Source organism: Lysobacter sp. HDW10 (genome assembly GCF_011300685.1).
Classification (GTDB): domain Bacteria; phylum Pseudomonadota; class Gammaproteobacteria; order Xanthomonadales; family Xanthomonadaceae; genus Solilutibacter.
Map to the genome: position 1 here is coordinate 2,068,468 of NZ_CP049864.1, position 25,283 is coordinate 2,093,750.

The following is a 25,283-nucleotide window of genomic DNA, read 5'->3' on the forward strand; positions in this document are numbered from 1 at the left end:
GCGCTTAGTTCAATTCCACCACAGGAATCTTGCCAATCTTTGCTTGCCACTCGCGCGGGCCCGTCTGGTGCACCGAGCTACCGTTTGAATCGACAGCCACCGTCACCGGCATGTCTTGTACTTCAAATTCGTAGATCGCCTCCATGCCGAGGTCTGGGAATGCAAGCACTTTCGCGGCTTTGATGGCTTTGCTCACCAAGTATGCGGCGCCACCCACGGCCATCAAATAGACCGATTTGTTATCTCGAATGGCATCGATCGCCATCGGGCCGCGCTCTGCTTTACCGACCATGCCGAGCAAGCCTGTTTGTTCCAGCATTTGACGCGTGAACTTGTCCATTCGCGTAGCCGTGGTTGGACCCGCGGGGCCTACAACTTCGTCGCGTACCGGGTCGACCGGACCCACGTAATAGATAAAGCGCCCTTTCAAATCGACCGGCAAGGTTTCACCGGCATCCAGCATTTGGGTCATACGCTTGTGCGCGGCATCGCGGCCGGTGAGAAGCTTTCCTGAGAGCAACAACACTTCGCCCGGCTTCCACGACGTCACGTCTTCGCGCGTGACCGTGTCTAGATTGACGCGGCGGCCTTTCGAGGCGTCGTAGGTCAATTGTGGCCAATCCGCCAACGACGGTGGATCCAACATCACCGGACCACTGCCATCCAAGGTGAAGTGTGCATGGCGCGTCGCTGCGCAATTGGGGATCATCGCAACCGGCAAATTGGCCGCGTGCGTCGGGTAGTCCTTGACCTTGATGTCGAGAACCGTGGTCAAGCCGCCGAGGCCTTGTGCGCCGATACCCAAGGCATTGACCTTGTCGAACAATTCAATGCGCAGTTCTTCAGCGCGCGTGTTTGCACCACGGGCCTTCAGTTCATTGATGTCGATGGATTCCATCAATGACTCTTTGGCCAGCAACATCGCCTTTTCTGCGGTGCCGCCGATACCGATGCCGAGCATGCCTGGCGGGCACCAACCTGCGCCCATCGTCGGCACAGTCTTCAATACCCAATCCACAATCGAGTCAGAGGGATTCAGCATCGCGAACTTCGACTTCGCTTCCGATCCGCCACCCTTCGCAGCGACGATCACGTCGACTGTATTGCCCGGAACGACTTTGATGTTGACCACCGCCGGGGTGTTGTCGCCTGTGTTTTTGCGCTTGCCTGCCGGATCGGCGAGGACGGAAGCACGCAGCTTGTTGTCTTCGTTGTTATAGGCGCGTCGCACGCCTTCGTTTGCCATGTCTTCCACACCCATTGTGGCGTCAGGCCACGAGACATTCATCCCAATCTCGAGAAACACGGTGACGATGCCAGTGTCTTGGCAAATCGGGCGGTGGCCTTCGGCGCACATGCGCGAGTTAATAAGGATTTGCGCCATCGCGTCTTTCGCCGCAACGGACTCTTCGCGCTCATAGGCTGCGGCCAGACTCTTGATGTAATCCACCGGGTGGTAATAGCTGATGTACTGCAGTGCATCGGCCACCGATTGGATGAAATCTTCCTGCTTGATCTGGGTACTCACAACGCGTCTCGACGAGTTAGCTGAAACCGCTATTTTAGACGATGCACCCGCAAGAAGACCTGCTCACCCCAGCATGACGATGGCTTCTTCAGAATGCCTCGATGCCACCGCCGATGCCCCAACAGCAGCTTGATTTCCGCCAGCGCCTCGGCGCCATGCGCAATATCCCGCCCTTCCTGCGCGAAATCTGGGCCACCAGCCGGCCGCTGACGCTCCTGAGCATCGGCATTCGGCTCATTCGCGCTTTCTTGCCGATTGCAACGCTCTATATCGGCAAGCTGATCATCGATGAGGCGATTCGTCTGATTGGTGCGGGTGTCCCGCATGAGCTCATGGAAGCTTGGCATGCCGGTCATCTCAATCACCTGCTCACACTCTTAGGGTTGGAGCTTGCACTCGCGATTGGTTCCGATCTCTTGGGTCGTTTGGTGTCTTACGCCGACACGCTGCTCTCAGAGCGCTTCACGAATGCAACGTCGATTCGACTGATGGAACACGCCGCGACTTTGGATCTAGAGGATTTCGAAGACGCGGACTTGCAGGACAAGTTGGACCGTGCACGCCGACAAACGATGGGGCGCATGAGTTTGCTCTCGCAGTTGTTCGGGCAGGCGCAAGACATCATTACGGTGATCAGTTTTGCAGCCGGTTTGATTGCCTATGCCCCTTGGCTGATGTTGTTGCTCGCGGTTGCATTGATTCCCGCATTTGTCGGCGAGTCGCATTTCAATGCGCTGAACTACTCCTTGAATTTTCAATGGACGCCGGAGCGGCGACAGCTTGAATATTTGCGTCAAACCAGTGCCAGTGTTGAAACAGCCAAAGAAGTCAAAATCTTTGGCCTGCATCATTTCTTCATCGATCGTTTCCGCGTTCTCTCTGACAAGTTCTATGCGGCAAATCGCAAGTTGGCGGGGCAGCGTGCGCTGTGGGGCACCCTACTCTCTGCCTTGGGCACGCTCGGCTATTACGTGGCTTATGGCTATATCGCATGGCGCACCGTTCGCGGTGATTTCAGCGTCGGTGACTTGACCTTCCTGGCTGGCAGTTTCCGTCGTTTGCGTCAATTGCTGGAAAGCTTGTTGACGGGCTTCTCGCAAGTGGCAAGTCAGGCGTTGTACTTGGATGACCTTTACTCGTTCTTTGAAATTCAACCTGAAATTGTTTCAAGGCCCGACGCGATGGCTGTCCCGAAGCCTATTCGTAAGGGTTTTGTGTTTGACAATGTGGGCTTCAGATACGAAGGCGCTGAGAACTGGGCACTTCGACATCTGAGCTTCGAATTGCATGCAGGTGAAGTGCTCGCCTTAGTCGGCGAAAACGGTGCGGGCAAAACCACCTTGGTGAAATTGCTGGCACGCCTCTACGACCCGGATGAAGGCGTGATCTTGTTGGATGGTCGTGATTTGCGTGACTATGATTTGGATGAGCTGCGCGCCAATATCGGCGTGATCTTCCAGGACTTCGTGCGCTACCACCTGACGGCCGCAGAGAACATTGGTGTCGGCCAGATTTCGGAAATGCACAATCAAGCGCGCATTGAAGAATCGGCGCGACGCGGGATGGCCGATGAAGTGATCGCTTCACTGCCTAAAGGCTATGCACAAATCATCGGACGTCGCTTCAAGCAAGGCATGGATTTGTCAGGCGGCCAGTGGCAGAAAATCGCGATCGCACGTGCCTACATGCGCGATGCACAGGTCATGATTCTGGATGAACCCACCGCTGCACTGGACGCACGTGCGGAGTTCGAGGTATTTGAGCGCTTCAAAGAGCTCAGCGCGGAAAAGACCGCCGTGTTGATCAGCCACCGATTTTCCAGCGTCCGTATGGCCGACCGCATCTTGGTGCTCGCTGACGGGCATGTGGAAGCCTCCGGGACACATGACCAACTCATGGCGCAAGGCGGACGCTACGCCGAGCTCTTCGAACTCCAAGCCCAAGGCTACCGCTAACAATTAACGGTGACAGGTACCGTTAATTTCAAATAACGGTACCTGTCACCGCTATTGGGAATTCTTGGGGGGCGCTTTTTAGTAAAATGGGCGGATTGCGTCTTTTACGTTGTTACCCATGTCTGAATCGCCGTATTTCACCGAAACCATTCTCGAGGTTCATCACTGGACCGATGCCTACTTCAGTTTCACGACCACGCGTGATCCGGGGCAGCGCTTTGAGAATGGCCAGTTCGTGATGATCGGTCTGATGACCGAGACGGCCGACGGTCGCAGCAAGCCGCTGGTGCGCGCCTATTCAGTGGCGAGTGCCAATTGGGATGAACGACTGCACTTCTTCAGCATCAAAGTGCAAGACGGTCCGCTCACTTCCAAACTTCAGCATCTGAAGGTGGGCGACACTTTGTTGGTCAGTCGCAAACCGACCGGCACGTTGTTGATTTCAGATTTGCATCCCGGTCGCAATCTTTTCTTATTGGGCACGGGCACGGGCTTGGCGCCGTGGCTGTCAGTGGCGCAAGACCCGGAAACCTATGAGCGTTTTGAAAACGTCATCGTGTGTCACGGCGTCCGTGGTGCGGAAGATCTAGCCTACCGTGAGTTCTTTGAAGACACCTTGCCGAACCACGAGTTCCTCGGCGACCTCGTGCGCGACAAGCTGCACTACTTCCCAGCGGTGTCGCGCGAAGCGTTTGAGTTCAAGGGGCAAAATCATCACGGTCGAATCACAGACATGCTGGCCGATGGTCGCATGACGCAATTCTTAGGCCTCGACCCTCTGGACGCGAAGCATGACCGCGCCATGATCTGTGGCAGCCCTGCGATGCTGCAAGACTTCAGAGACTTGTTGGATGCACGTGGCTTTGCCGCGGCGCCCCGCATCGGAACGCCCGGCGAATACGTGTTCGAACGCGCGTTCGTAGAGAAGTAAACCCTAGCGCGCAGAAGCCAACGCAGCTTCGATATCTTGCGCCAATGACTCAGGTTTATCGGTCGGCGCGTAGCGATGCAACACGTCACCGTCGCGACCAATGAGGAACTTGCTGAAGTTCCATTTGATCGCATCAATACCCAGAAAGCCGCTCTTTTGTGCCTTCATCCATGCCCACAGCGGATGCGTGTTGGCGCCGTTGACTTCAATCTTGGAAAACATCGGGAAGTCCACGGCGTATTCGAGTTGACAGAACGAAGCGATCTCCGCTTCGTTCCCGGGCTCTTGATGCCCGAATTGATCGCATGGGAAACCCAGCACGAAGAAACCACGATCGCGATAGGTTTCCCATAACTTCTGCAGGCCTTCGTACTGCGGCGTAAATCCGCACTTGCTCGCCACATTCACAACAAGCACGACGTTGCCTTCGTAGCCAGACAATTCGTGTGCATTGCCCTTGATGTCGGTGGCTGAGAAATCCGTGAACTTAGCCATGCAGTGATCCTCTTACTTTTGCGCAGGTGCCTCGCTGACTTTCTTGACGAGTTCAGCCGTGGCTTGGTGCTTGTCCGCTTTGGCGAGATCCGCCAAGGACAACATACCCTTCAGCGTACCTTGTTCGCAGACCACCGGAATACGTCGCACGCTTTCCGCTTCCATCTGGCAGACGGCGTCTTTCAGCGGCATGTTGAAGCAAATGCTGTTCACCGGCGAACTCATAAACGCTTCGACGCTGGTATTGGCGACATCGACGCCCTTGGATACCGCGCGCACGGTAATGTCGCGATCGGTGATGACGCCTACGGGCTCGTTCTGATCGTTGACCACCGGAATCTGACCGCAATCGTTTTCCAGCATTAGCAGGGCCGCGCCCTTCAACGAGGTGCTGACATTGCATGCGGCCGGATTCTTGGTCATGACGTCTTCTACATTCATCGCCTCTACTCCTTGAAACATTTGGGGGGATGTCGACCAGCCTGAGCGTCGGGCAGTGTCATACGCGTGAAATGTCGACGCGGCGTCCACCGTGAATGGGTTAGGCTTCAAGATTCGTTCATGGGGTTCAACAATGCGAATCAATCAGTTTGCGAAATCACCGCTCGCCGTGGCACTCACGGTCGGTTTGGGTCTCTCTGTTGCGGGCTGCGCCAGTAGTCCGGCGGTTTCCGAAGCCCCCACCGAAACAGGCACAACCGATATGTCCAACCAAACCGCCAGCAATCCGTTCTTCGAGACCAGTCCGCTCGAGTACGAATACCCACAATTCGACAAGATCAAAGTCACCCATTTCGGTCCTGCGTTTGATCGCGGTATGGCCGATCAAAAGGCCGAGTGGGACAAAATTGCGAACAACCCAGACGCGCCGACCTTCGAAAACACCATTCTCGAAATGGAAAAATCGGGTCAGCTCTTGAAGCGTGCGCGTTACGTGTTCAGCAATCTCACGAGTGCCGATTCCAATGACGCGATCAACGCGCTGGATTCCGAATACGCGCCAAAGTTTGAAGCGCATAGCGATAGCAAGTTCTTGAACGACACCTTGTTCAAGCGCATCGATGACCTCTATAGCCGTCGTAAGAGCTTGGGTCTCGACCCACAAAGCATTCGACTGATCGAACGCTACGATCTCGACTTCGTGCGTGCCGGCGCGAAGCTTTCGCCTGCGCAGAAGGAACGCATCAAGGCCATCAATGGTCAAGTCGCAGCGCTGCAAACCAAGTTGCCACAAAACGTATTGGCCGAAGCCAATGATTCGGCAGTGATCGTCGATTCTGCAGACGAACTGAAAGGTCTTGATGCAGCAGCGATCAAAGTGCTTGCCGAAAATGCAAAGGCCAACGGCGCCGAAGGCAAATACCGGATCGCGCTGTTGAACACCACGCAGCAACCGATTCTGACCAATCTCGACAACCGCGCATTGCGTGAACGCATTTTCAAAGCGTCGCTGGCGCGCGGCAGCCGCGGCAACCAGTTTGACAACACAGCACCGTTCTCTGAATTGGTGAAGCTGCGTGCAGAGAAGGCCAAGCTGTTGGGCTACCCGAACTACGCCTCGTACTCGATGGCGAAGGAAACGGCGAAGACGCCCGCAGCCGTCAATGCAATGCTCGACAAAATTGCAGGGCCTGCTGTCGCCAAAGCAAAAGAAGAAGGCAAATTGCTGCAGGGTTTGATTGACCAAGCGCAGAAGGCGAAGGGCGAGCCGACCTTCAAGCTCGAACCATGGGACTGGATGTTCTACAGCGAAAAACTGCGCAAAGAAAAGTACGCGTTTGACGAAGGCCAACTCAAGCCCTATCTCGAGTGGAGCAATGTGCTTGAGAACGGCGTGTTCTTCGCAGCACATGAGCTTTATGGCATCACGCTGAAGCGTCGTACCGATCTGCCTGTGTATCACCCCGATGTGCGTACGTATGACGCGTACAACGCAGACGGCAGCAAGTTCGCCATTGTCATCGTTGACCCATTTGCACGCCCTTCCAAACAAGGCGGCGCTTGGATGTCGACCTATGTGGACCAAAACGCCCTGCTGGGTCAGCACACCGTGGCCGCATTGCACCTCAATGTGACGAAACCGGCGGCCGGCGAACCGGGTCTGATGTCTTGGGATGACGTGACAACCGCCTTCCACGAATTCGGTCACGTCTTACACGGCATTTTCTCTGACGTGAAGTACCCCTACTTCTCGGGCACCGACGTGCCGCGCGACTTCGTTGAGTTCCCGTCGCAAGTGAACGAAATGTGGGCAGAAGATCCGCGCGTGATCGCCAACTACGCCAAGCATTGGCAAACCGGTGAAGTGATGCCGCGTGCCTTGCTCGACAAAGTGGCGAAGGCCTCCAAGTTCAACGCAGGCTTCGGCATGACGGAAATCATGGGCGCCACCTTGCTTGATCAACGCTGGCACCAAGTGTCGGCAGACAAGTTGCCGAATGCTGCAGGCGTGATGGCGTTTGAAGCCAAAGCACTGAAGGATGTCGGCTTGGATTACACGCCGGTGCCGCCGCGTTACCGCACGCCCTACTTCAAACACATCATGGAAGGCTATGCAGCGGGCTACTACGCTTACACCTGGTCTGAAGTCTTTGATGCGGACACGGTGGAGTGGATGCACAAGAATGGCGGTCTCACGCGCGCCAATGGCGATCGCTTCCGCAACATGCTGTTGTCCAAGGGCGGTAGTGAAGATGCCTTGGTGCTATTCAAAAACTTCTACGGCGGCGAACCGGACATCCGTCCGTTGCTTGAACGCCATGACCTCGTGAAGGCCAAGAAGTAAGCACTCGTTGGACGCGTCACATTTGAAGTTAGCCCTGTGCGTCGCCGCTGGCGGCGCACTGGGTGCTTTGGCGCGTTATGCGTTTGCCATCGCAGCGACGTCACTCATGGGCGCGCAACGCGCCTATTTGGGCACATTGGCACTCAATGTCATTGGCTGCTTCGTTGCAGGTTTCGTGGTGGTCCTGATCACGCGGTGGTTTTCTGATCCTGCTGTCCCGCGCGCATTTCTCTTAATCGGCGTCATGGGCGGCTTCACCACGTTCTCTGCCTTCGGCTTGGAAACCGTGCAATTGATTCAAGCTGGCCTGTGGAGAACCGCCGCCGCATATGTGCTGGCAAGTATCGTCTTGGGCATCGCCGCGGCAGCAGCAGCCATGGCGTTGGCGTTTCGTTTTAGCACCGCGAATTGACTGCGATCGAATCGAACACTCAACGCTGAACCTGAGGTGTGGCTTGCAATTGCGGATCCATGAACTGACGTTCAATCCCCACAGCCACACTGTTGATGATCGATGTGCTGCGCTCCAAAGTTTGCGCCGTTGCTTGTGCGCGATCGACATAAAAGCGCCGGCTTGCCGGTGAATTCGGCGCCCCATCAAATGCGATGAGGCCACCGCGATCCTGTGTGACTTGCAACTCTGCCACGTGTTTAAAACCACTCACGCGTGCCTCAGCCACAATGGCGCGCGCCAACCGCTCCGCATCGGTCTCGGTCATGGACCCTAATTGACTGCCTACTTCTCCCGCCAGGTGCGCCTGTACTTGATGCAGAAGTCGAACGCTGTCGGTATCTGACAGGTCACAATTCGGTATGGGCACCTGTGTCTCTTTGACATGAACCGGAGGCGTCGGGACGTCGGTCCGTTTCACGGGAACTGGAATCACCGGCGCACTGATAGGCTCCGGATTGATCTGGATGGGCACATGATTGGCCATCTTGGCGATGTACTTTGCGTTGAGTGACTTCAATGCCGCATTCGGCACGGATGCGATGTCATCGACCATCTTGTCGACCGATTTCAAGATCGCGCTTTCATCCACGCTCGAAAGCAGGTCATCGATGCGTTTACTCGCGCCCTTCCCCACGATGGAATCGAGCGCAGATTGCATCGATTTGAATATCGGTATGTCTTGTAGATCGTCGAGAAGCGATGGCTCATCGTCTTTCGGCTTCTTAGTTGAAGCCGTTTCGGACGGCGCTGGCTTGGCCGGCTTCTGAACTTCGGCGACCGGATCCGGCGTACGCACAATCGTGCGACCGTCAAAGAGTCCTGCCCATGCTTCCTTTTTGCTTAAGCCTTCTTTACGCAACTGCGCGTAGTCGGCGCGCATGTCTTGCAGAAACGACCGTGTGACATCGAGATCGACTTGCGCCTTGTTGGATGTGCCCTTGCCATAGTGAGACGCGCCCGACTTGTAAGGGTCTGGCATGCCAGCCCACTCTTTAGAGAGTTCGTGCTGTGCAGCCTTTAATGAATTCTTGCCTTCGTTTTGAATGTAGGCCGCGATGCCAGGGCGTTTCTCCGTCAACAAATACTCGGAGAAGATGCGGTCTTGCAGTTCAGGTGTCAGCTTCTCAGAGCCTTTCAGTTTCAATGCATCGACGGCGTGCTTGGTTGTATCGGGTGTGAGCTGATACAGACCGACAGCAAACACGGATTCAGGGTTCGACTTTGGCAACTTCTGCAGTGCCATCACTTCTTTAAGTGTGAGCGACGAAAAGTCTATGTCGCGCGCAGCAGGCACGATACTGCGGATCCCTTGTGCATCTGTTTGTGTGCCGCGATTGAATGCGTTGTAGGCCTTAGGACCTGATTCTGCACGAACAAACAAGGCTTGGATGTCTGGTGTCATGTGGACGGTCCTTCACGCTGGCCAAAGCTCCGTGGGATGGAGCCAACATGGCCATACTGAGGCGTTCCACTTTGTCGGACTATCGGGATTCCCTGATTCTGCCCACCACAAAAACAATCAGGCCACCCGAAGGTGGCCTGATGTCGTTTCTGGTGCCGGAAATAGGAATCGAACCTACGACCTACGCATTACGAATGCGCCGCTCTACCAACTGAGCTATTCCGGCGAGCCGATAATCTTAATCCAGCTCGCTTTTTTGGTCAATTGGACGACCTTTCCGGACCCAATTCGCCTTACTTTTGCTTTGACAACCAGCGTTCAATTTGCGGACGCATGCGTTCACGCGCCTTGATGCGTGTTTCAATGCTGGTCACGGCATTTTCGGCGTCCTTACGTGAGCCCTCGGCAATGTACTTGCTGGCGAAATCACGAATCTTGGCCACCATTTCCGGCTTGCTTGAACCGCTGGCAATGCCCGGGAAGTAACGCGGCGCGGATGTCGAATCCACCAACTTGCTGACGGCTTCGCGGTTTTGCACGGCCCAATCAAAGGTCATGTCGGGATGCTCACCCGCCACGCCACGGATCATGCTGGCACTCATCGTCGCACCCGGCTCTTCGGTCAACGCCAAGGCCAACGCACGCTTAGCCAATGCTTCGTCCTTCGCGCCAGACAACATGGCGTACAACTGGCTCTTCACCAACGGATTGGTTTCGGCCTTCGCCATGGCATGCATCTTGTCCCATGTGGCCGCATCGGCGTTGTATGCCACGATGCCGAACACGGTGCGACGCAGGGCCGGGGTCAGCGGCTTGGTGTCTTGGGCGGCATAACGCGCACGCGCTTCGGCGATCACGTCTTTGTCTTCCAAACCAGCCAGTGCGCCGACGACTGTGCGACGCAAGCCCTTCACGGCATCGCTGTCACCCGGACGATCTTCGAAACCGAGCTTTGCATAGGTCGGCTTGACGCGCTTGATGGCGAATGCACGGTACTTGGCTTGTGCGGCTTTGTCGCCCGTGAAGTAGACGTCGAGGCTCGACAGCACGCCAATCACTTGCGATTGGATGGTCGGGTCGGCGCTGCTATCGATCGACAATGCGAGGTCAAGGTAGTCCGACACCGGTTGCTTGCCGTTGACGCCGAAGGCCCACGCATCGACCAAGATGCCGAACTGATCGACCGGCTTGATCGACTTGAACGACTTGTTCACCACGGCAAATTGCGCCGGTGCGTACAAGGTGCGGAAGTAGCCGGTTTGGCCCGCGTTGACGACCACCGGACCACAACCGTCGACGGTGATGCTGCCCTTGCCGTCGACAACCGTGGTACGCGCCACGGCATTGCCTGGCACCTGTGCCATCACCGGCACGCGCCACTTCAATGCGGTCTTGTCGGGCATGTCACGGCTGTACTCACCTTGCGTCAAGTCGACCGTGGTCTTGCCTGCTTCGCACTTGGCGTTGGAGACGGTGATCATCGGCACGCCGGGTTGCGTGGTGAAGTCTTGTGCAATTGCGGTGATCGGATTGGTGCCGTCAGCGTCCATTGCGGCCCACAAATCAGCCGAAGCCGTGTTGCCGTAGGCATGCTTTTTCATGTAACGACGCACGCCGTCACGCCATTCGTTTTCGCCCTTGAATGCTTCGAGCATGGTGATAACCGCTTCACCCTTCGAATAGGTGATGGCATCAAATGCTTGGCTGGCTTGCTCAACCGTTTCGATGTGTTGCACGACCGGGTGGGTGGTGGACAGCGAGTCGCGGCCCATGGCGCCTTCGCGCGCACCGACGGCGTCAAAGGTTGTGTTCCATTCCGGATGCATTTCACGCGTTGCGCGGCTTTCCATCCACGATGCAAAACCTTCGTTCAACCACAGGTCGTCCCACCACTGCATGGTGACGAGGTTGCCGAACCATTGGTGGGCAATTTCGTGCGCTGCGGTCGAGAAGATACGACGCTTGTCGTTGTCGGTCGACACCTGCGGATTCACCAGCAAGGAATATTCAAAGGTGAAGATCCCACCCCAGTTTTCCATGGCACTGAAGAATTGGCTTTGACCCGGTGCAGCCACGTTGTCGAGTTTCGGCAGCGGGTAATCCACGCCAAAGTAATCGTTGTAACGCTTCACAACTTCAGCAGATCCGTCCAATGCATATTGCGCTTGGTCGACCATGCCCTTTTGCGTGACAACACCGATTTCGGTCTTACCCGACATCTTGGTGCGACGATCGAAGTCACCCACTGCGAAGAACAACAAATAGGTGGACATCTTCGGCGAGCGTTGGAACACGACTTTCTTCAAGCCGTTACCCGTCTTGGTGCTGCTGGTTTCCGGCATATTGCCGACGACCATTTGGTCTTCCGGCACGATGGCGGTGAGATCAAAGGTGGCTTTGAAATTCGGTTCATCCCACGACGGAATGAACGCACGCGCGTCCGAGTTTTCGAACTGTGTATAGAGGGCGCGCTTCGAGCCTTCTTTGGTGGTGTAGTCCAACGCGAACAAGCCATTGGCTTGCGTGTTGATCACACCTGAATAATTGATATTGAGCGTGTATTGGCCCGGTGCCAGCGCTTTGTCGAACGCAAAGCTGGCGGTTTGATTGTCTGCATCGACCGAAACCTTCGCTGCAATGGGCTTGCCTTTGGCAGGCACGAGCGAGGCATTCGCGATCTTCAAGCGCAAGGCTTGCAGTGTGATCGTGTTGGTCGGTTGCGACACTTCAACAGTGATGGCCACTTTGCCGTCGAAGGTCATGTCCTTCGCGTGCGGCGTGATCTCAACCGCGTAATGGGTCGGCGAAACGCCACGCGGCAATTGCGTGGTGACGCCTTGTGACTGGGCTGCGGCGGTTTGCGCCGAGGCATGTGGTGCGGCAGTGACGAGCGCGAGGGCGATCGCCGTAGCGAGAGTGAGACGCATTGGAGCTCCTGATCAATGCCTAAATTGGCAGCTGAACAAGATAATGGGGCGCAATGGCCTTACGCCCCACTCCCAGAAGTCATGCAAATGGGTCTTGCAAGATGATGTTTGCGTCGCGATCAGGGCCCGTTGAGACGATGGACAGCGGGCAACCGGCCAGCTCTTCCAAGGCACGTAGATAGGCACGCGCCGCGGGCGGCAATTTATCCCATTCAGTGATGCCCGCGGTGGACTCTTGCCAACCCGGGAACTCCAGATATACCGGCGTGATGTTGTCCCAACCTGCGGCGTCAAGCGGCGCGTATTCAGTGCGCTTGCCACGGTATTCATAGGCGACGCACATCTTCAGCGTTTCCATGCCGTCAAGGATGTCGAGCTTGGTGATACACAGGCCGCTGATGCCGTTGATGGCCACGGCGCGCTTCAAGGCGACGATGTCCATCCAACCGCAGCGACGCGGACGTCCTGTGGTCGCGCCATATTCTTGGCCGCGGTCGCGGATGCCTTGACCGATTTCGTCGTGCAGTTCGGTCGGGAACGGACCGCCACCGACGCGCGTCGCGTAGGCCTTGGCAATGCCAAGCACATAATCAATATCGCCTGCACCGACACCTGTGCCTGCGTACGCGCCACCCACTGTGGTGTTCGACGACGTGACATACGGATAGGTGCCGTGGTCGATGTCCAACAACGAACCTTGCGCACCTTCAAACAAGACTTTGCGACCTTGTTTGCGCAAGTCATGCAGGATGCCGGCGACGTCGGCCTTCATCGGCTCAACGTATTCACCGAATGCGAGGGCTTCGTCCAAGGTCTGTTGGAAGTCGATCGCGTCGACTTTCAGATATTGGGTCAGCACGAAGTTGTGGTAGTCCAAGGCCGCGCGCAACTTTTCTGCGAGTTCGTCGGGGTAATGCAAATCGGCGACGCGAATGCCACGACGTGCGACTTTGTCTTCGTACGCGGGGCCAATGCCACGACCCGTTGTGCCGATGGCTTTGCCACCCGCTTGTTTTTCACGGGCTTGGTCGAGTGCAATGTGATACGGCATGATCAGCGGCGTCGCCGGGCTGATTTTCAAGCGCGAACGCACGTCGACACCGTTGGCTTCGAGTTCGGCGATTTCTTTCTTCAGCGCGCCCGGATGCAGCACCACACCATTGCCGATGAGACACAGTGCATCGTCGCGCAGCACGCCGGACGGAATCAGATGGAGGACGGTCTTTTTGCCGCCGATGACCAGGGTATGCCCGGCGTTGTGCCCGCCTTGGAAGCGAACGACGGCGCCGATGTCCTGCGTCAGCAAATCGACGATCTTGCCCTTGCCTTCGTCGCCCCACTGCGCACCCAGAACTACTACCGACTGACCCATTTTCGAACTCCAGACATGAGAAAAGCCGAGGTCTGCCCCGGCTTTTCGACATTTTACGCAGGTTCTGGCGGGTCTGCCAGTTACTTTTCAGACTTCATGTACTTCAAGAACGGATCGTCCTTGTCGAGCACGATGAGGGCGTTGCCGTCGGCGAATGAGGCCTTGTAGGCCGACAGGCTGCGATCGAAGGCAAAGAAGCTGTTGTCCTTGGCTGCGGCGTCACCGTACAGGCGTGCGGCTTCAGCATCGCCCTCACCCCGCATCTTCTGTGCATCACGTTCAGCATCCGCCAAAATCACGGCGCGATCGCGGTCAGCACTGGCGCGAATGGTCTGGGCTTGCTCCTCACCTTCTGCACGCAAGGCGCTGGCGACTTGTTGACGCTGCGCCCGCATCCGGCTGTAGACGTCTTGAATCACCTTGCTGTCCGTCGGCAGTTCAATTTGCTTGATGCGGATATCGACAATGCGCACGCCCATCGTCCTTGAGCCCGCATTGATGTTCTTTAGCTGATCGCTGGTGACCTTGGTGCGATCGCCAGACACCACTTCTTGCAAGGTGCGGCTATTGATCTCGTTGCGCAGCGCGTCTTTGATGATCGGCGCCAAACGTTCAACAGCCACGCTTTCTTGACCACCGGTGGCGCGATAGAACGCGCGCACATCTTCAATCATGCCGACGGCGAAGAAGTCGACGCTGACGTCCTTACGTTCAGAGGTCAGATAACGTTCGGGCTCGGCTTCGAGCACGTGCAAACGACGGTCGAAAATGCGCGCGCTTTCGATGAACGGCACTTTGAAATGCAAGCCCGGACCGATATCGGTGCGCGCCAGTCGTCCCAAATTCAGCACGATCGCTGTCTGGCCTTCGTTCACCACATAAACGCTGGAGAGCAAAAGCAAAATGAAAGCAGCGACGGCCGCAATACGTGTGGACCATACGGAATTCATCGGCCGGTCTCTCCTCGGTCGAGCGTGCGGCCTTGGCGCGCAGGTCGAATAGTTTCAGTGCTGGTGGGTTCGGTTGCCACGACAGCGGCAGGTGCCGTCGTTTGCGTCGGCGCGGCGGATGTCGCTGCGGCGGTCGGCAAACTGAAGTTCAAAATCTGCTTGCTGTCTGCGCCCACCACCTTGCGGTTGTTGGCCAACACGCCTTGCATGGTTTCCAGCCACATGCGTGTGCGGGTGGCTTCAGGTGCGACCTTGTACTGCGTGACGAGCGCGTTGAATCGATCCGCGTCACCGCTGGCGCGCGCGATTTCTGTGGTCTTGTAACCTTCGGCGATCGTGCGTGTACGAGCAGCCGCACCGCGTGCTTCAGGCACGACTTTCGCCGCGTAGGCGCGCGCTTCACTGATCAAGCGATCTTTATCTTGCTGTGCACTGTTGACGTCGTCGAAGGCCGGCTTGACCTCTTCAGGCGGACGCGCGTTTGGCAAGTTCAATTCGGTGACAACCAAACCGGTGCGATACGCGTCGAGCGAACGCTGCAGGTTTGCACGTGACGTCACAGCCAAAGCATTGCGTGCGCCTAGCACGGTATCGAGATCGGAATGACCGACTTGTTCACGCACGGCACTCAATGCGGCTTGTTTCAACATGTCGACGGCATCACGGGTGCCGAACACATAGCGTTCGGGATTCGAAATGCGGTACTGAACGTTGATTTCCACCGTCACGATATTTTCGTCGCGCGTTAGGATCGGCACGGATTCGCTATAGGTATTAATAGCCGTCGCGTTCACTTTGGTGACGCGTTCGAAGGGCCACGGCAATTTGAGATTGGGGCCAGGTTGCATGGTGCGCACGTACTGACCGAAACGGACGACGACGCCACGTTGTTGTTCAGTCACCAGAACGACTGAAGACATCAACAGGGCCAAAACAACAGCAATGCCGACCCAGCGACCGATACCGGCGGGGTCTCCCCCCTGCAGTCGATTGAACAAGCCGGAGAATGGATTGCCCCCCGAACCTTTGTTGCGCTTAGGTTTGTCGTTGTTGCTATCCCTACCCGGGAGATTCCATGCCATGCAGGCGATTCCTATTTGAGCGTTGCAACACCTGTTGCAAGCCTAGTTTACGGATGTCCCAGTTAAATGGGGTCTTCTTCGTCCAAAGGCAAGAGCGGAATCAGCATTTCCGCGCCGGAAGCCGCCAATTTGCGTGCATCGACCTCGTCTAAATCGACATCGATCACGCGCTGGCCATGTTCATCCATGTGTTCGCGCGTGATGGCATCCAGGGCATGTAAGCGCGCGTAGAGCTTGCCCTCGCGCGGCGCCAATTGAATTCTGCCGGTGACGCGGCGCGCACCTAGAACTTCACCGATCATCCAGTTCAGGCCCGATAAGCCTTCGCCGGTTTTTGCGGAGAGCCAAACGCTGGAACGCGCGGTGTCTGAGCGTTGGGTGTCTGCGCGCGCGCCTTCGATTTGGTCGATCTTGTTGTACACAAGGATTTGCGGAATATCACCCGCGCCGATTTCTTTCAAAACTTCATCGACTTGCCGAATGCGGATGGCGCGTTCGCTGTCTGCCGCATCAATCACGTGGAGCAACAAATCCGCTTCTCGCGCCTCTGACAACGTTGATCGGAAAGCCGCAACCAATTCGTGTGGCAGGTCGCGCACAAAGCCGACGGTGTCCGCAAGAATGACTGGGCCGGATGGAATCGTGATTCGTCGCACCGTAGGGTCAAGCGTCGCGAATAATTGATCGGCTGCATAGGCTTCTGCACCGGTCAATGCATTGAACAAGGTGGATTTGCCTGCGTTTGTGTAGCCCACCAACGCAATACGTGGCATCTCACTACGCACGCGTGCGCGACGCAGTTGGCCACGTTGCACTTCGACCTTGTCGAGCTTGCGTTGTAATTGTTCCAGTCGTGTTTGCAGCAATCGACGGTCGGTTTCCAACTGGGTTTCACCGGGACCGCGCAAGCCGATTGAACCACCGCGTTGACGTTCCAAGTGGGTCCAGCCGCGCACGAGTCGCGTCGACATATGTTTGAGCTGCGCCAGTTCCACCTGCAATTTGCCTTCATGCGATTGCGCACGCTCGGCAAAGATATCGAGGATCAAACCGGTACGATCCACCACGCGACGTTTGAACTCACGTTCAAGATTTCGTTCTTGGCCTGGCGACAACGCGAAGTTGACGAGAATCAAATCTGCGTCTGTGGCATCGGCCATGGCCTTGAACTCGTCGAGCTTGCCGCTGCCGATCAAGATGGCCGGATTCGGGCGATCGATACGTGCACGACCTTCGGCCACGACCGTAGCGCCTGCCGAACGTGCAAGTTCATTGAATTCGTGAATAACTGCGTCATCCGCGACAGAACCCCTTTGCGGATGAATCAGAAGTGCGCGTTCACCACCGCGCGAGCGTTCAAACAACGAGGCAACTCCAGCTAGTCATGCCCATCATTTTAGCGGCTTTAAGGCCGGTGCCGGCCTTAGTTGCCGTCGTCGATGGCTTGGCCTTCAGCTTCGTTTTCCAAATCGTCCGTTTCATCACTGAGGCGCACATTGCGCGACGGAACGACCGTGGAAATGGCGTGCTTGTAGACCATTTGATTGGTCACGCCGCGTAAGAGCACGACAAATTGGTCGAACGATTCAATCGTGCCCTGCAATTTGATGCCGTTGACCAAAAAGATCGATACGGGCACGCGTTCACGACGTAATGCGTTCAAGAAAGGATCTTGCAAAGACTGCGGCTTGCTGCCTGGTGCTGCTTTCGTCATGGATTGTCCCCGATTTATTGTTCTTACTTTTATGACCGCTGACGGGGCGGTTTGCAGAGTGTAGCCCAGAAACCCGCTGCTTCGCGGTTCTTAGTCCTGTTCCATGAAGTGGCGCACGTATTCCAGCAGCGCAGCCTGCTGCGTGAGCGGGTCGAAAACACGCATGTCGTGTTCGCGCTTCAGCCAAGTGAGCTGACGCTTGGCGAGACTGCGCGTGGCATAAATGGCGGCCATGCGGAATGCATCAAAGCTCAACGCGTCGTCCAGATAGGCCCAGGCTTGGCGATAGCCGACTGCGCGCATGGCCGGCAAAGACAAGGGATCTGGGTGCGCGGCGATCTCTGGAAGTGCACGCAAGCGTTCCACTTCGGCGAGGAACCCCTGTTCAAGCATTTGATCGAAACGCGCGCTGATGCGTTCGCGCAAAACGTCTTTGCTTTCCGGCATCAATGCGATTTTTAGAAACGCTGTGTCGGTGGCAGGCGCCACCGTTTCCTTTTGCAAGGCGCTGATCGTTTGGCCCGTGAGCGCGTGCACTTCAAGCGCACGCGAAATGCGCTGCGGATCGGTGGCATGGATACGCGCCGCTGCTTCTGGATCGATCACCGCCAAGCGCGCATGTAAGGCGGGCCACCCAAGTGCCTTGGCTTCTGCTTCAATGCCTGCGCGCACTGTGGCGTCTGCGCTCGGCATGGGCGCGAGTCCTTCGATGATGGCGCGTGCATAGAGGCTGGTACCGCCGGCCAAAATCGGCAAGCGGCCGCGACTGCGGATATCCGCCATGGCGTTCAGTGCATCTTCGACAAACTCGGCCGCCGAATAAGGTACCCACGGGTCGCGAATGTCGATGAGGTGATGCGGTACCCGCGCCTGTTCCTCAGCACTCGGCTTTGCGGCGCCGATATCCAATCCGCGATACACCAAGGCCGAATCGACGCTGATGATTTCACCGTTGAACTGTTCCGCCAAAGTCAGTGCAATGGCGGTTTTGCCGGACGCAGTGGGTCCGGTGATCAACAGTGCGCGTTGCTTACCGGTCACGCTTTATTTCACGCGCGCGAGTTCGGCGCTGACGTCATCGTGTGTCTTCAGTACGCGCGCGCTGGGTGAAGGCGACAGCAGACTGCCAACAACCACGGCAATGGTGGCGACAATCACGCCGGGCACCATTTCGTACAACTGGCTACCCGATAGGTTCTTCCACAGAATGACTGTGGCAGCGCCGAACAGCATGCCGGCGAGTGCGCCGACCCAAGTCATGCGCCGCCAATACAGCGACAACACAACGACCGGCCCGAAAGCTGCACCGAAGCCTGCCCACGCATAACTCACCAAGCCCAAGACTTTGCGATCGGGATCGCGCGCGAGATAAATGGCGAACAAAGCCACCGCCAAGACTGCCAAGCGGCCGAACCACACGAGCTCTTTCTGGGTCGCGCTGGGACGCACAAAGCCACGGTAGAAATCTTCAGTCAGTGCGCTCGAACACACCAACAACTGGCAGGACAAGGTACTCATGATCGCCGCAAGAATGGCGGACAGGAGCACCCCCGCAATCCAGGGGTTGAATAACAATTGACTCAGGGCGATGAAAACGCGTTCGTGATTCTCAGTCACCTGCCCCGCTTGATCCGGATGTTGCGCGAAATAGGCATTCGCCATGAAGCCGACCATCACAGCACCTAACAAGCACAAGATCATCCAGGTCATGCCGATGCGGCGCGCTGCAGGAATGGTTTCCACGCTTTCGGCAGCCATGAAGCGGGCCAAGATATGCGGCTGCCCGAAGTAGCCCAAGCCCCAAGCCAAAGACGAAATCACGGCAATCGTGCCACCGGTGCCGATCCAATCGAGCTTCTGCGGCGACACCTGTTGAATCAATTCGAAACTGGCCGCCGGCCCACCCACACTGATCACCACGATGACAGGCGTGAGCACCAGCGCAAGAATCATCAAGCTGGCTTGCACCGTGTCTGTCCAACTGACCGCCAAGAAGCCACCGACCAAGGTGTACAAGACGGTCACCGCTGCGCCCCACCACAGTGCTTGCGCATAGGGGATGTGGAATACGCTTTCAAACAAACGTGCACCGGCGACGATGCCGCTGGCGGCATAAATCGCGAAGAACACCAAGATGACGATCGCAGCAAGCACGCGTAGTAGCTTCCCGCCTTCGCCGAATCGGGTCGTGAAATAGTCGGGCAAGGTCAGCGCGTCTTCCGTGCGTTCGGTATACAAGCGCAAAGGTGCGGCCACAAAGCGCCAGTTGAACCAAGCGCCGATGACCAAACCAATCGCAATCCAGCTCTCAGAGAGGCCGGTGAGATACAGCGCGCCGGGCAAACCCATCAGCAACCAGCCACTCATGTCCGAAGCGCCTGCCGACAACGCGGTCACGAATCCACCCAGTGATCGTCCGCCCAGGATGTAGTCGTCAAAGTTCTGCGTACGCCGCCAAGCAATGAAGCCAATCACGACCATGGCCAATAGATAGAGGCTGAAGGTGATCAGCAGTGGCGTGTTTGCAGACATGCGGTGGCTCCCAGACAACAAGCCATGAGAGTACGCGGGGAGGTATCTGTCGCGCTAGTCTTCCGGCCAAACGATCTCGGGGGCTGGACGCTTGCCGTCGCGCGGCGTGGGGATCGCACGCACTGCTTCCAAGACCTTCAGTGCATCGACGGTGGCGCCGACGTCATGCACACGCACAATGCGCGCGCCATTGGACGCGGCAATCAAATGTGCGGCAACCGAGCCATGGATGCGTTCAGCGGGCACCGTTCTATCGGTCAGTTCACCGATGCTGCGCTTGCGCGATAGGCCCGCGAGCACAGGGACGCCAAGCTCAGTGAAACGACGCAAGCCTGCCAACAACTGCAGGTTGTGTTGCAAGGTTTTACCGAAACCAAATCCGGGGTCGACGACGATGTGCTGTTTGTCGATGCCGGCCATTTCACAGGCAAAAATGCGTTCCGCTAAGAACCGATGCACCTCACCGACGACATCGTCGTATTCGGGGTTCGGGTCCATCGCATGCGGTGCACCCAGGCTGTGCATGATCACCACGGGCACCTTGAGTTCGGCCGCTGCATCTAAGGCGCCCGGCTGTCGCAGTGCATAGACGTCGTTGATCATGGATGCGCCGGCCTTCACCGCCGCCTGCATCACTTCGGGTTTGAAGGTGTCAATGCTGATCGGAATGTCGACACGTGTGCGCAGCCCTTCAATCACCGGAATGACGCGTGCGAGTTCGTCTTCTAGCGTGACCGGTGTGGCATTGGGCCGCGTGGACTCGCCGCCAATATCTAGAATCGCGGCACCCTGCTCCGCCAGTTCTATCGCGTGGGCAATCGCGGCATCTACCGTGTTGTATTGCCCGCCGTCAGAGAACGAATCGGGCGTGACATTGACGATGCCCATCACCCGTGTACGGTCAAGTTTGACCGTGAAGTCGCCGCAGCGAAGTTGGGGTGTGGTGTCGAACATCGACCAGCCTCAAATCAATTGATGCTGTCGATGCTCGTTTGCGGCCCACCAATGGTCAAGCCTTCGCTCGGCGGCGGCTCTGAAGGCGGCGGTGCGTCTTTCTTGACCCAGCCGACCGGCGGCTTCGGTGTACGGCCCGCCATGATGTCTTTCACCTGCTCGGCGTCGATGGTTTCCCATTCGAGCAGCGCTTTGGCCATCGCGTCGACGATCGCGCGCTTGTCTTCCAGGATCTGCTGCGCACGCGCATATTGCGCGTCAAGGATTCGACGAATTTCCGAGTCAACCTTTTGCTGTGTCGCTTCGGAAATGGTCTTGCTCGACATGCCCCACGTGCCGTCTTGCGCATCGGCGTACACCATGATGCCCATTTCTTCCGACATGCCGTACTTAACAACCATGTCACGCGCCAAAGCCGTCGCGCGTTCGAAATCGTTCGAAGCGCCCGTCGAGACTTCGCCCATAAACAAGTCTTCAGCGATCCGTCCACCGAACAAGATGGCGATTTCTTCCAACATCTTGTCTTTGTAGCCACTGATGCGATCGAACTCAGGCAACTGCCAGGTGAGGCCCAAAGCCCAACCGCGCGGCATGATCGTCACCTTGTGCACCGGGTCGGCTTTCGGCAGCGACATGGCGACCACCGCATGGCCCGATTCGTGATACGCCGTGTTGCGGCGTTCTTCTTCACGCATCACCATGCTGCGACGCTCCGGACCCATAAAGATCTTGTCTTTCGCGTCTTCGAAGTCGAGCATGTCGACACTGTTCTTGTTGCGACGTGCAGCAAACAGTGCCGCTTCGTTTACAAGGTTGGCCAAATCGGCGCCCGAGAAACCCGGGGTACCGCGCGCCAACACTTCCGGACGCACGTCGTCCGACAACGGCACCTTGCGCATATGCACGCGCAGAATTTGTTCGCGGCCCTTGATGTCGGGCAAACCGACCATGACTTGGCGGTCGAAACGGCCCGGACGCAGCAATGCGCGATCGAGCACGTCCGGTCGGTTGGTTGCAGCAATGACGATCACGCCTTCGCCGCCCTCAAAGCCGTCCATTTCAACCAACATTTGGTTCAAGGTTTGTTCGCGCTCGTCGTTGCCGCCACCCATGCCGGCGCCACGATGGCGACCCACGGCATCGATTTCGTCGATGAAAATAATGCAGGGCGAATTCTTCTTCGCTTGTTCGAACATGTCGCGCACACGCGAGGCGCCCACGCCGACAAACATTTCGACGAAGTCGGAACCTGAGATGCTAAAGAACGGGACTTTGGCTTCGCCCGCAATGGCTTTGGCGAGCAATGTCTTACCGGTACCCGGCGGGCCCACCATCAACACACCACGCGGAATCTTGCCGCCCAGTTTTTGGAAACGCGTCGGATCGCGCAAGAACTCGACGAGTTCTGACACTTCTTCTTTCGCTTCGTCACAGCCAGCCACATCGGCGAAGGTGACCTTGGTTTGGTCTTCGCTCAACAATTTGGCTTTGGAACGACCGAAACTCATCGCGCCCTTTGCCCCACCCGATTGCATTTGTCGCATCAGGTAGAACCAGATACCGATGAACAGCACCATGGGCAACAGGTTGAACAACAGGCTCAGCAAAATGCTGCGGCCCGAAGACGCGGCTTGTTGTTCGATCGCGACTTTGTGATTCAACAAATCGTTGATCAGGTCTTTGTCGCCCGGATTTTGAGTGACGGTTTTCGAGCCGTCTTTCAAGGTCGCCGTGATCGTACCGCGATCATCGCTGATGACGACCTTGCTGACCTTGTCGGCCTGCACTTGCTGCACGAATTGGTCATAGCTGACATTGCCCGTGCTACCTGCGCTCTTCGGGCCCAAACCCTGGAACACAAGCATCAGCACAATCGCTACACCCACCCAAATCAGCAAATTCTTGACCAAATCGTTCATTCCATTCTCCGCGCAGTTGCGCGCTAAATTCACTTTACTGCTTTTTTCCCTTGCGCCAGCGCATACACCTCATTCGAGCGTTTGCGTGATGCTTCGGGTTTACGAATTGATACTTTCTTGTAACGGCTGCGCAATTCTTTGACGTAGGCATCAAACCCCACGCCTTGAAAGAGCTTGATCAGGAAGTCGCCGTTGTTTTTCAGGTGCAGATCGGCAAATTCCATCGCAAGTTCAGACAAGTGCATGGCACGGGCTTGGTCCACGGCATCCACACCACTCATATTGGGGGCCATATCCGAAAGCACAAGGTCCACCTGATCGGCGCCCAGCATCCGTTCAAGCTCGGCAGCGACGGAATCTTCACGAAAATCGCCAAGCAAGAACTCAACACCCGCCAAGGTGGGCATATCGAGGATGTCTGAAGCGATCACACGGCCGCTGTCGCCCATGGCTTGACGCACCCATTGCGACCAGCCGCCGGGCGCTGCGCCCAAATCGACCACCACCATGCCGGGGCGGAGCAATTTGTCGCGAGCGACCAGTTCTTCGAGTTTGTATGCGGCGCGCGAACGCAATCCTTCCGCCTTCGCTTTTTTGACGAAAGGGTCGGAAAAGTGTTCTTGGAGCCAGCGGGTACTGCTTTTGCTACGCGAGGCCACGGTTTTTCTCGGCCAAATGACGACCTTCATGATACCTTGCCGTCATTGAACACAGCTTACGAAACGATGGCCGACACCCTGTCCAACTCGCAAATCCGCTTCCTACGCGGCATGGCCCATGACCTCAAGCCTCTGATGCAAATCGGGAATAAGGGGCTCACCCCCGCTTTTTCAGCCGAACTGGATGCCGCACTTGAGCACCACGAATTGGTCAAAGTGAAAGTGGGTGGCGACGACCGCGAAGCGCGCGATCAGGTGATTCACGCCATGGCGGACGCCCTGCGCGCCCATTTGGTGCAGCGCATTGGTCACACGGCCGTGCTGTATCGCCCTTCCAAGGACAAGCGGACGATTGTCTTGCCTCGCGCGTAATGGATCTGATTCGCGAAGAAGCACCTGATTTCCACTTCGTTTTACGCGGTGCGAACGGGCACGAGGCGCGAATTAACGAAGAAACTTTGCATGCGAGTTTCATCGTCACCCGAGATCAACTGATCCGAGACTGGCCGGCACGTGCGCTCGCAGATTTGAACGCCGAAACACTCGAGCCTCTATTTGCCCTGAAACCCGAAGTCATTATTTTGGGCTGTGGCGATGCACAAGCCTTTCCGCATCCGAGCGTTTTGGCCGCATGTTTATCGCGCGGGATCGGATTGGAAACCATGGTGAACGCCGCAGCAGCGCGCACGTTCAACGTCTTGGCGAGTGAAGGCCGCAATGCGATTGCGGCCCTGTTGCTGTCGAACTGATTAGCGCTTCGGCAGGTATTGCTGCGGGTCGACGGGCTTACCGTCGTAGCGAATTTCAAAGTGCAGCATGTTGCGCGACGCCGCGGTACGACCCAATTCGGCAATTTGTTGGCCCGCACTGACCTTTTGACCTTCTGATACCAAGCGCTTGCGGTTGTGGCCATAGGCCGACAGCCATTCGCCGTTGTGCTTGATGATGATGAGCTCGCCATACCCCACGAGGCCGGCACCGGAATAGACCACCGTGCCATCTGATGCCGCGCGTACCGGTTGACCGGACGTGCCTGCGATATCGATGCCTTGGCGGGTGGGCTCGCCGGCTTTATAGGTGCTCAGCAGATTGCCTTCCGTCGGCCAGCGCCATGACACATTGCCCGCGGTCGGCACAGTGGCCACCGCTGCCGTGGGAGCGGCCGTCGTGGTCGGACGCGTCGTCGTGCTGCCAGGCGTGGTGGGTGATGTCACAACCGGCGGAGACACCACGCGGGTGGTTGCCACCGCAGGCGCAGGCGCGTTCTTGCCGGTGCTCGGATAAAGCTTCAAGCGTTGGCCCGGATAAATCGTGTAAGGCGGCGGAATGTTGTTCCACAAAGCCAGATCGAGCGGCGTAATCGAATTCGTCGTGGCGAGGTGATACACGGTATTGCCTTTTTCGACCATCACCGTTGCGCCGTACTTTGGCTGAGAGACGCGCTCAGACATCGGCACATAGCCACTGCTGCTACCGCTTGATTTGCCACTTGAAGCGACCGGTGTACCCGAACCGTTGCGTTGGACCACTTCCGTGCTGGTACATGCGCCGAGCCACAACGCCACACTGGCGACAGCGACAACGGCGACATTCGAGCGCGACACGTTGGCAAAATTCATACGAT

General features: G+C 57.0%; 22 protein-coding genes and 1 tRNA gene. 6 read left to right on the forward strand and 17 right to left on the reverse strand.

Annotated elements, in window-relative coordinates; all coding sequences use genetic code 11:
• Positions 1 to 4 precede the first annotated feature (4 nt).
• Positions 5 to 1,528 (reverse strand): fumarate hydratase, encoded by a 1,524-nt coding sequence (locus G7069_RS10035; RefSeq protein ID WP_240912580.1) that lies wholly within the window; start codon positions 1,526 to 1,528, stop codon positions 5 to 7.
• Positions 1,529 to 1,629: 101 nt separating this feature from the next.
• Between G7069_RS10035 and G7069_RS10040 the strand changes: the two genes are divergently transcribed.
• On the forward strand, positions 1,630 to 3,483 hold the full coding sequence (locus tag G7069_RS10040) for an ABC transporter ATP-binding protein (protein WP_240912581.1): 1,854 nt from the start codon (positions 1,630 to 1,632) through the stop codon (positions 3,481 to 3,483).
• Positions 3,484 to 3,601: 118 nt separating this feature from the next.
• Entirely contained in the window at positions 3,602 to 4,414 is an 813-nt protein-coding gene (locus tag G7069_RS10045; protein WP_166297153.1) for a ferredoxin--NADP reductase, read from the forward strand.
• Between the two features lie 3 nt (positions 4,415 to 4,417).
• Here the strand turns inward: G7069_RS10045 and G7069_RS10050 are convergent, their stop codons facing one another.
• Positions 4,418 to 4,909 (reverse strand): glutathione peroxidase, encoded by a 492-nt coding sequence (locus G7069_RS10050; RefSeq protein ID WP_166297155.1) that lies wholly within the window; start codon positions 4,907 to 4,909, stop codon positions 4,418 to 4,420.
• A gap of 12 nt (positions 4,910 to 4,921) precedes the next feature.
• Positions 4,922 to 5,350, reverse strand: a complete 429-nt coding sequence (locus G7069_RS10055; RefSeq protein ID WP_166297157.1) for a CBS domain-containing protein — start codon at positions 5,348 to 5,350, stop codon at positions 4,922 to 4,924.
• A 133-nt stretch (positions 5,351 to 5,483) separates the two neighbouring features.
• Between G7069_RS10055 and G7069_RS10060 the strand changes: the two genes are divergently transcribed.
• Together G7069_RS10060 and G7069_RS10065 are read left to right on the forward strand one after the other, a co-directional pair.
• Positions 5,484 to 7,694, forward strand: a complete 2,211-nt coding sequence (locus G7069_RS10060; RefSeq protein ID WP_166297159.1) for a M3 family metallopeptidase — start codon at positions 5,484 to 5,486, stop codon at positions 7,692 to 7,694.
• Positions 7,695 to 7,701: 7 nt separating this feature from the next.
• Positions 7,702 to 8,106 carry a CrcB family protein gene (locus tag G7069_RS10065; RefSeq protein WP_166297161.1) on the forward strand — a complete coding sequence of 135 codons (405 nt, stop codon included), beginning with the start codon at positions 7,702 to 7,704 and terminating at the stop codon, positions 8,104 to 8,106.
• Between the two features lie 19 nt (positions 8,107 to 8,125).
• Here the strand turns inward: G7069_RS10065 and G7069_RS10070 are convergent, their stop codons facing one another.
• The 13 genes from G7069_RS10070 to rlmE all read right to left on the reverse strand — a co-directional run bounded on the left by G7069_RS10070 (position 8,126) and on the right by rlmE (position 23,659).
• Entirely contained in the window at positions 8,126 to 9,550 is a 1,425-nt protein-coding gene (locus G7069_RS10070; protein ID WP_166297163.1) for an XVIPCD domain-containing protein, read from the reverse strand.
• Positions 9,551 to 9,700: 150 nt separating this feature from the next.
• A tRNA-Thr gene (locus G7069_RS10075) sits at positions 9,701 to 9,776 on the reverse strand.
• Between the two features lie 67 nt (positions 9,777 to 9,843).
• Positions 9,844 to 12,477 (reverse strand): M1 family metallopeptidase, encoded by a 2,634-nt coding sequence (locus tag G7069_RS10080; protein WP_166297165.1) that lies wholly within the window; start codon positions 12,475 to 12,477, stop codon positions 9,844 to 9,846.
• A 79-nt stretch (positions 12,478 to 12,556) separates the two neighbouring features.
• Positions 12,557 to 13,849 carry an adenylosuccinate synthase gene (locus G7069_RS10085; RefSeq protein ID WP_166297167.1) on the reverse strand — a complete coding sequence of 431 codons (1,293 nt, stop codon included), beginning with the start codon at positions 13,847 to 13,849 and terminating at the stop codon, positions 12,557 to 12,559.
• Between the two features lie 80 nt (positions 13,850 to 13,929).
• A complete protein-coding gene (hflC, locus tag G7069_RS10090) occupies positions 13,930 to 14,799 on the reverse strand; it encodes a protease modulator HflC (RefSeq protein ID WP_166297169.1) in 870 nt (289 codons plus the stop codon).
• A complete protein-coding gene (gene hflK, locus G7069_RS10095) occupies positions 14,796 to 15,881 on the reverse strand; it encodes an FtsH protease activity modulator HflK (RefSeq protein WP_166297171.1) in 1,086 nt (361 codons plus the stop codon). Before hflK ends, hflC begins: the two co-directional genes overlap by 4 nt.
• Positions 15,882 to 15,943: 62 nt before the next feature.
• The gene (gene hflX / locus G7069_RS10100; protein WP_166297174.1) at positions 15,944 to 17,245 is read right to left on the reverse strand and encodes a ribosome rescue GTPase HflX; all 1,302 of its coding nucleotides are present in this window, start codon (positions 17,243 to 17,245) and stop codon (positions 15,944 to 15,946) included.
• Between the two features lie 59 nt (positions 17,246 to 17,304).
• Positions 17,305 to 17,595, reverse strand: coding sequence for an RNA chaperone Hfq (hfq, locus tag G7069_RS10105; protein WP_166297176.1), 291 nt, complete (start codon positions 17,593 to 17,595; stop codon positions 17,305 to 17,307).
• A gap of 90 nt (positions 17,596 to 17,685) precedes the next feature.
• A complete protein-coding gene (gene miaA / locus G7069_RS10110; RefSeq protein ID WP_166297178.1) occupies positions 17,686 to 18,636 on the reverse strand; it encodes a tRNA (adenosine(37)-N6)-dimethylallyltransferase MiaA in 951 nt (316 codons plus the stop codon).
• Between the two features lie 3 nt (positions 18,637 to 18,639).
• Positions 18,640 to 20,127, reverse strand: a complete 1,488-nt coding sequence (putP, locus tag G7069_RS10115; RefSeq protein ID WP_166297180.1) for a sodium/proline symporter PutP — start codon at positions 20,125 to 20,127, stop codon at positions 18,640 to 18,642.
• A 54-nt stretch (positions 20,128 to 20,181) separates the two neighbouring features.
• Positions 20,182 to 21,081, reverse strand: coding sequence for a dihydropteroate synthase (folP, locus tag G7069_RS10120; protein ID WP_166297182.1), 900 nt, complete (start codon positions 21,079 to 21,081; stop codon positions 20,182 to 20,184).
• A 14-nt stretch (positions 21,082 to 21,095) separates the two neighbouring features.
• On the reverse strand, positions 21,096 to 23,000 hold the full coding sequence (gene ftsH, locus G7069_RS10125) for an ATP-dependent zinc metalloprotease FtsH (RefSeq protein WP_166297184.1): 1,905 nt from the start codon (positions 22,998 to 23,000) through the stop codon (positions 21,096 to 21,098).
• A gap of 29 nt (positions 23,001 to 23,029) precedes the next feature.
• Complete coding sequence (rlmE, locus tag G7069_RS10130) at positions 23,030 to 23,659, reverse strand: 23S rRNA (uridine(2552)-2'-O)-methyltransferase RlmE (RefSeq protein ID WP_166297725.1); 630 nt, start codon at positions 23,657 to 23,659, stop codon at positions 23,030 to 23,032.
• Positions 23,660 to 23,725: 66 nt separating this feature from the next.
• Between rlmE and yhbY the strand changes: the two genes are divergently transcribed.
• Together yhbY and G7069_RS10140 are read left to right on the forward strand one after the other, a co-directional pair.
• Positions 23,726 to 24,031, forward strand: a complete 306-nt coding sequence (gene yhbY, locus G7069_RS10135; RefSeq protein ID WP_166297727.1) for a ribosome assembly RNA-binding protein YhbY — start codon at positions 23,726 to 23,728, stop codon at positions 24,029 to 24,031.
• Positions 24,031 to 24,408: an Mth938-like domain-containing protein gene (locus tag G7069_RS10140; RefSeq protein WP_166297186.1), complete on the forward strand. Its 378-nt coding sequence runs from the start codon at positions 24,031 to 24,033 to the stop codon at positions 24,406 to 24,408. The genes yhbY and G7069_RS10140 overlap by 1 nt, the downstream gene beginning before the upstream one ends.
• Here the strand turns inward: G7069_RS10140 and G7069_RS10145 are convergent, their stop codons facing one another.
• Positions 24,409 to 25,278, reverse strand: coding sequence for a peptidoglycan DD-metalloendopeptidase family protein (locus tag G7069_RS10145; protein WP_166297188.1), 870 nt, complete (start codon positions 25,276 to 25,278; stop codon positions 24,409 to 24,411).
• Positions 25,279 to 25,283: the final 5 nt, after the last annotated feature.

What these genes read in the sequence shown, in the direction of transcription:
- G7069_RS10040 (WP_240912581.1), top strand. Translation starts at nt 1,630, where the DNA reads ATGCCACCGCCGATGCCCCAACAGCAGCTTGATTTCCGCCAGCGCCTC.
- G7069_RS10045 (WP_166297153.1), top strand. Translation starts at nt 3,602, where the DNA reads ATGTCTGAATCGCCGTATTTCACCGAAACCATTCTCGAGGTTCATCAC.
- G7069_RS10050 (WP_166297155.1), bottom strand. Translation starts at nt 4,909, where the DNA reads ATGGCTAAGTTCACGGATTTCTCAGCCACCGACATCAAGGGCAATGCA.
- G7069_RS10055 (WP_166297157.1), bottom strand. Translation starts at nt 5,350, where the DNA reads ATGAATGTAGAAGACGTCATGACCAAGAATCCGGCCGCATGCAATGTC.
- G7069_RS10060 (WP_166297159.1), top strand. Translation starts at nt 5,484, where the DNA reads ATGCGAATCAATCAGTTTGCGAAATCACCGCTCGCCGTGGCACTCACG.
- G7069_RS10070 (WP_166297163.1), bottom strand. Translation starts at nt 9,550, where the DNA reads ATGACACCAGACATCCAAGCCTTGTTTGTTCGTGCAGAATCAGGTCCT.
- G7069_RS10080 (WP_166297165.1), bottom strand. Translation starts at nt 12,477, where the DNA reads ATGCGTCTCACTCTCGCTACGGCGATCGCCCTCGCGCTCGTCACTGCC.
- G7069_RS10085 (WP_166297167.1), bottom strand. Translation starts at nt 13,849, where the DNA reads ATGGGTCAGTCGGTAGTAGTTCTGGGTGCGCAGTGGGGCGACGAAGGC.
- hflC (WP_166297169.1), bottom strand. Translation starts at nt 14,799, where the DNA reads ATGAATTCCGTATGGTCCACACGTATTGCGGCCGTCGCTGCTTTCATT.
- hflK (WP_166297171.1), bottom strand. Translation starts at nt 15,881, where the DNA reads ATGGCATGGAATCTCCCGGGTAGGGATAGCAACAACGACAAACCTAAG.
- hfq (WP_166297176.1), bottom strand. Translation starts at nt 17,595, where the DNA reads ATGACGAAAGCAGCACCAGGCAGCAAGCCGCAGTCTTTGCAAGATCCT.
- putP (WP_166297180.1), bottom strand. Translation starts at nt 20,127, where the DNA reads ATGTCTGCAAACACGCCACTGCTGATCACCTTCAGCCTCTATCTATTG.
- folP (WP_166297182.1), bottom strand. Translation starts at nt 21,081, where the DNA reads ATGTTCGACACCACACCCCAACTTCGCTGCGGCGACTTCACGGTCAAA.
- ftsH (WP_166297184.1), bottom strand. Translation starts at nt 23,000, where the DNA reads ATGAACGATTTGGTCAAGAATTTGCTGATTTGGGTGGGTGTAGCGATT.
- yhbY (WP_166297727.1), top strand. Translation starts at nt 23,726, where the DNA reads ATGGCCGACACCCTGTCCAACTCGCAAATCCGCTTCCTACGCGGCATG.
- G7069_RS10140 (WP_166297186.1), top strand. Translation starts at nt 24,031, where the DNA reads ATGGATCTGATTCGCGAAGAAGCACCTGATTTCCACTTCGTTTTACGC.
- G7069_RS10145 (WP_166297188.1), bottom strand. Translation starts at nt 25,278, where the DNA reads ATGAATTTTGCCAACGTGTCGCGCTCGAATGTCGCCGTTGTCGCTGTC.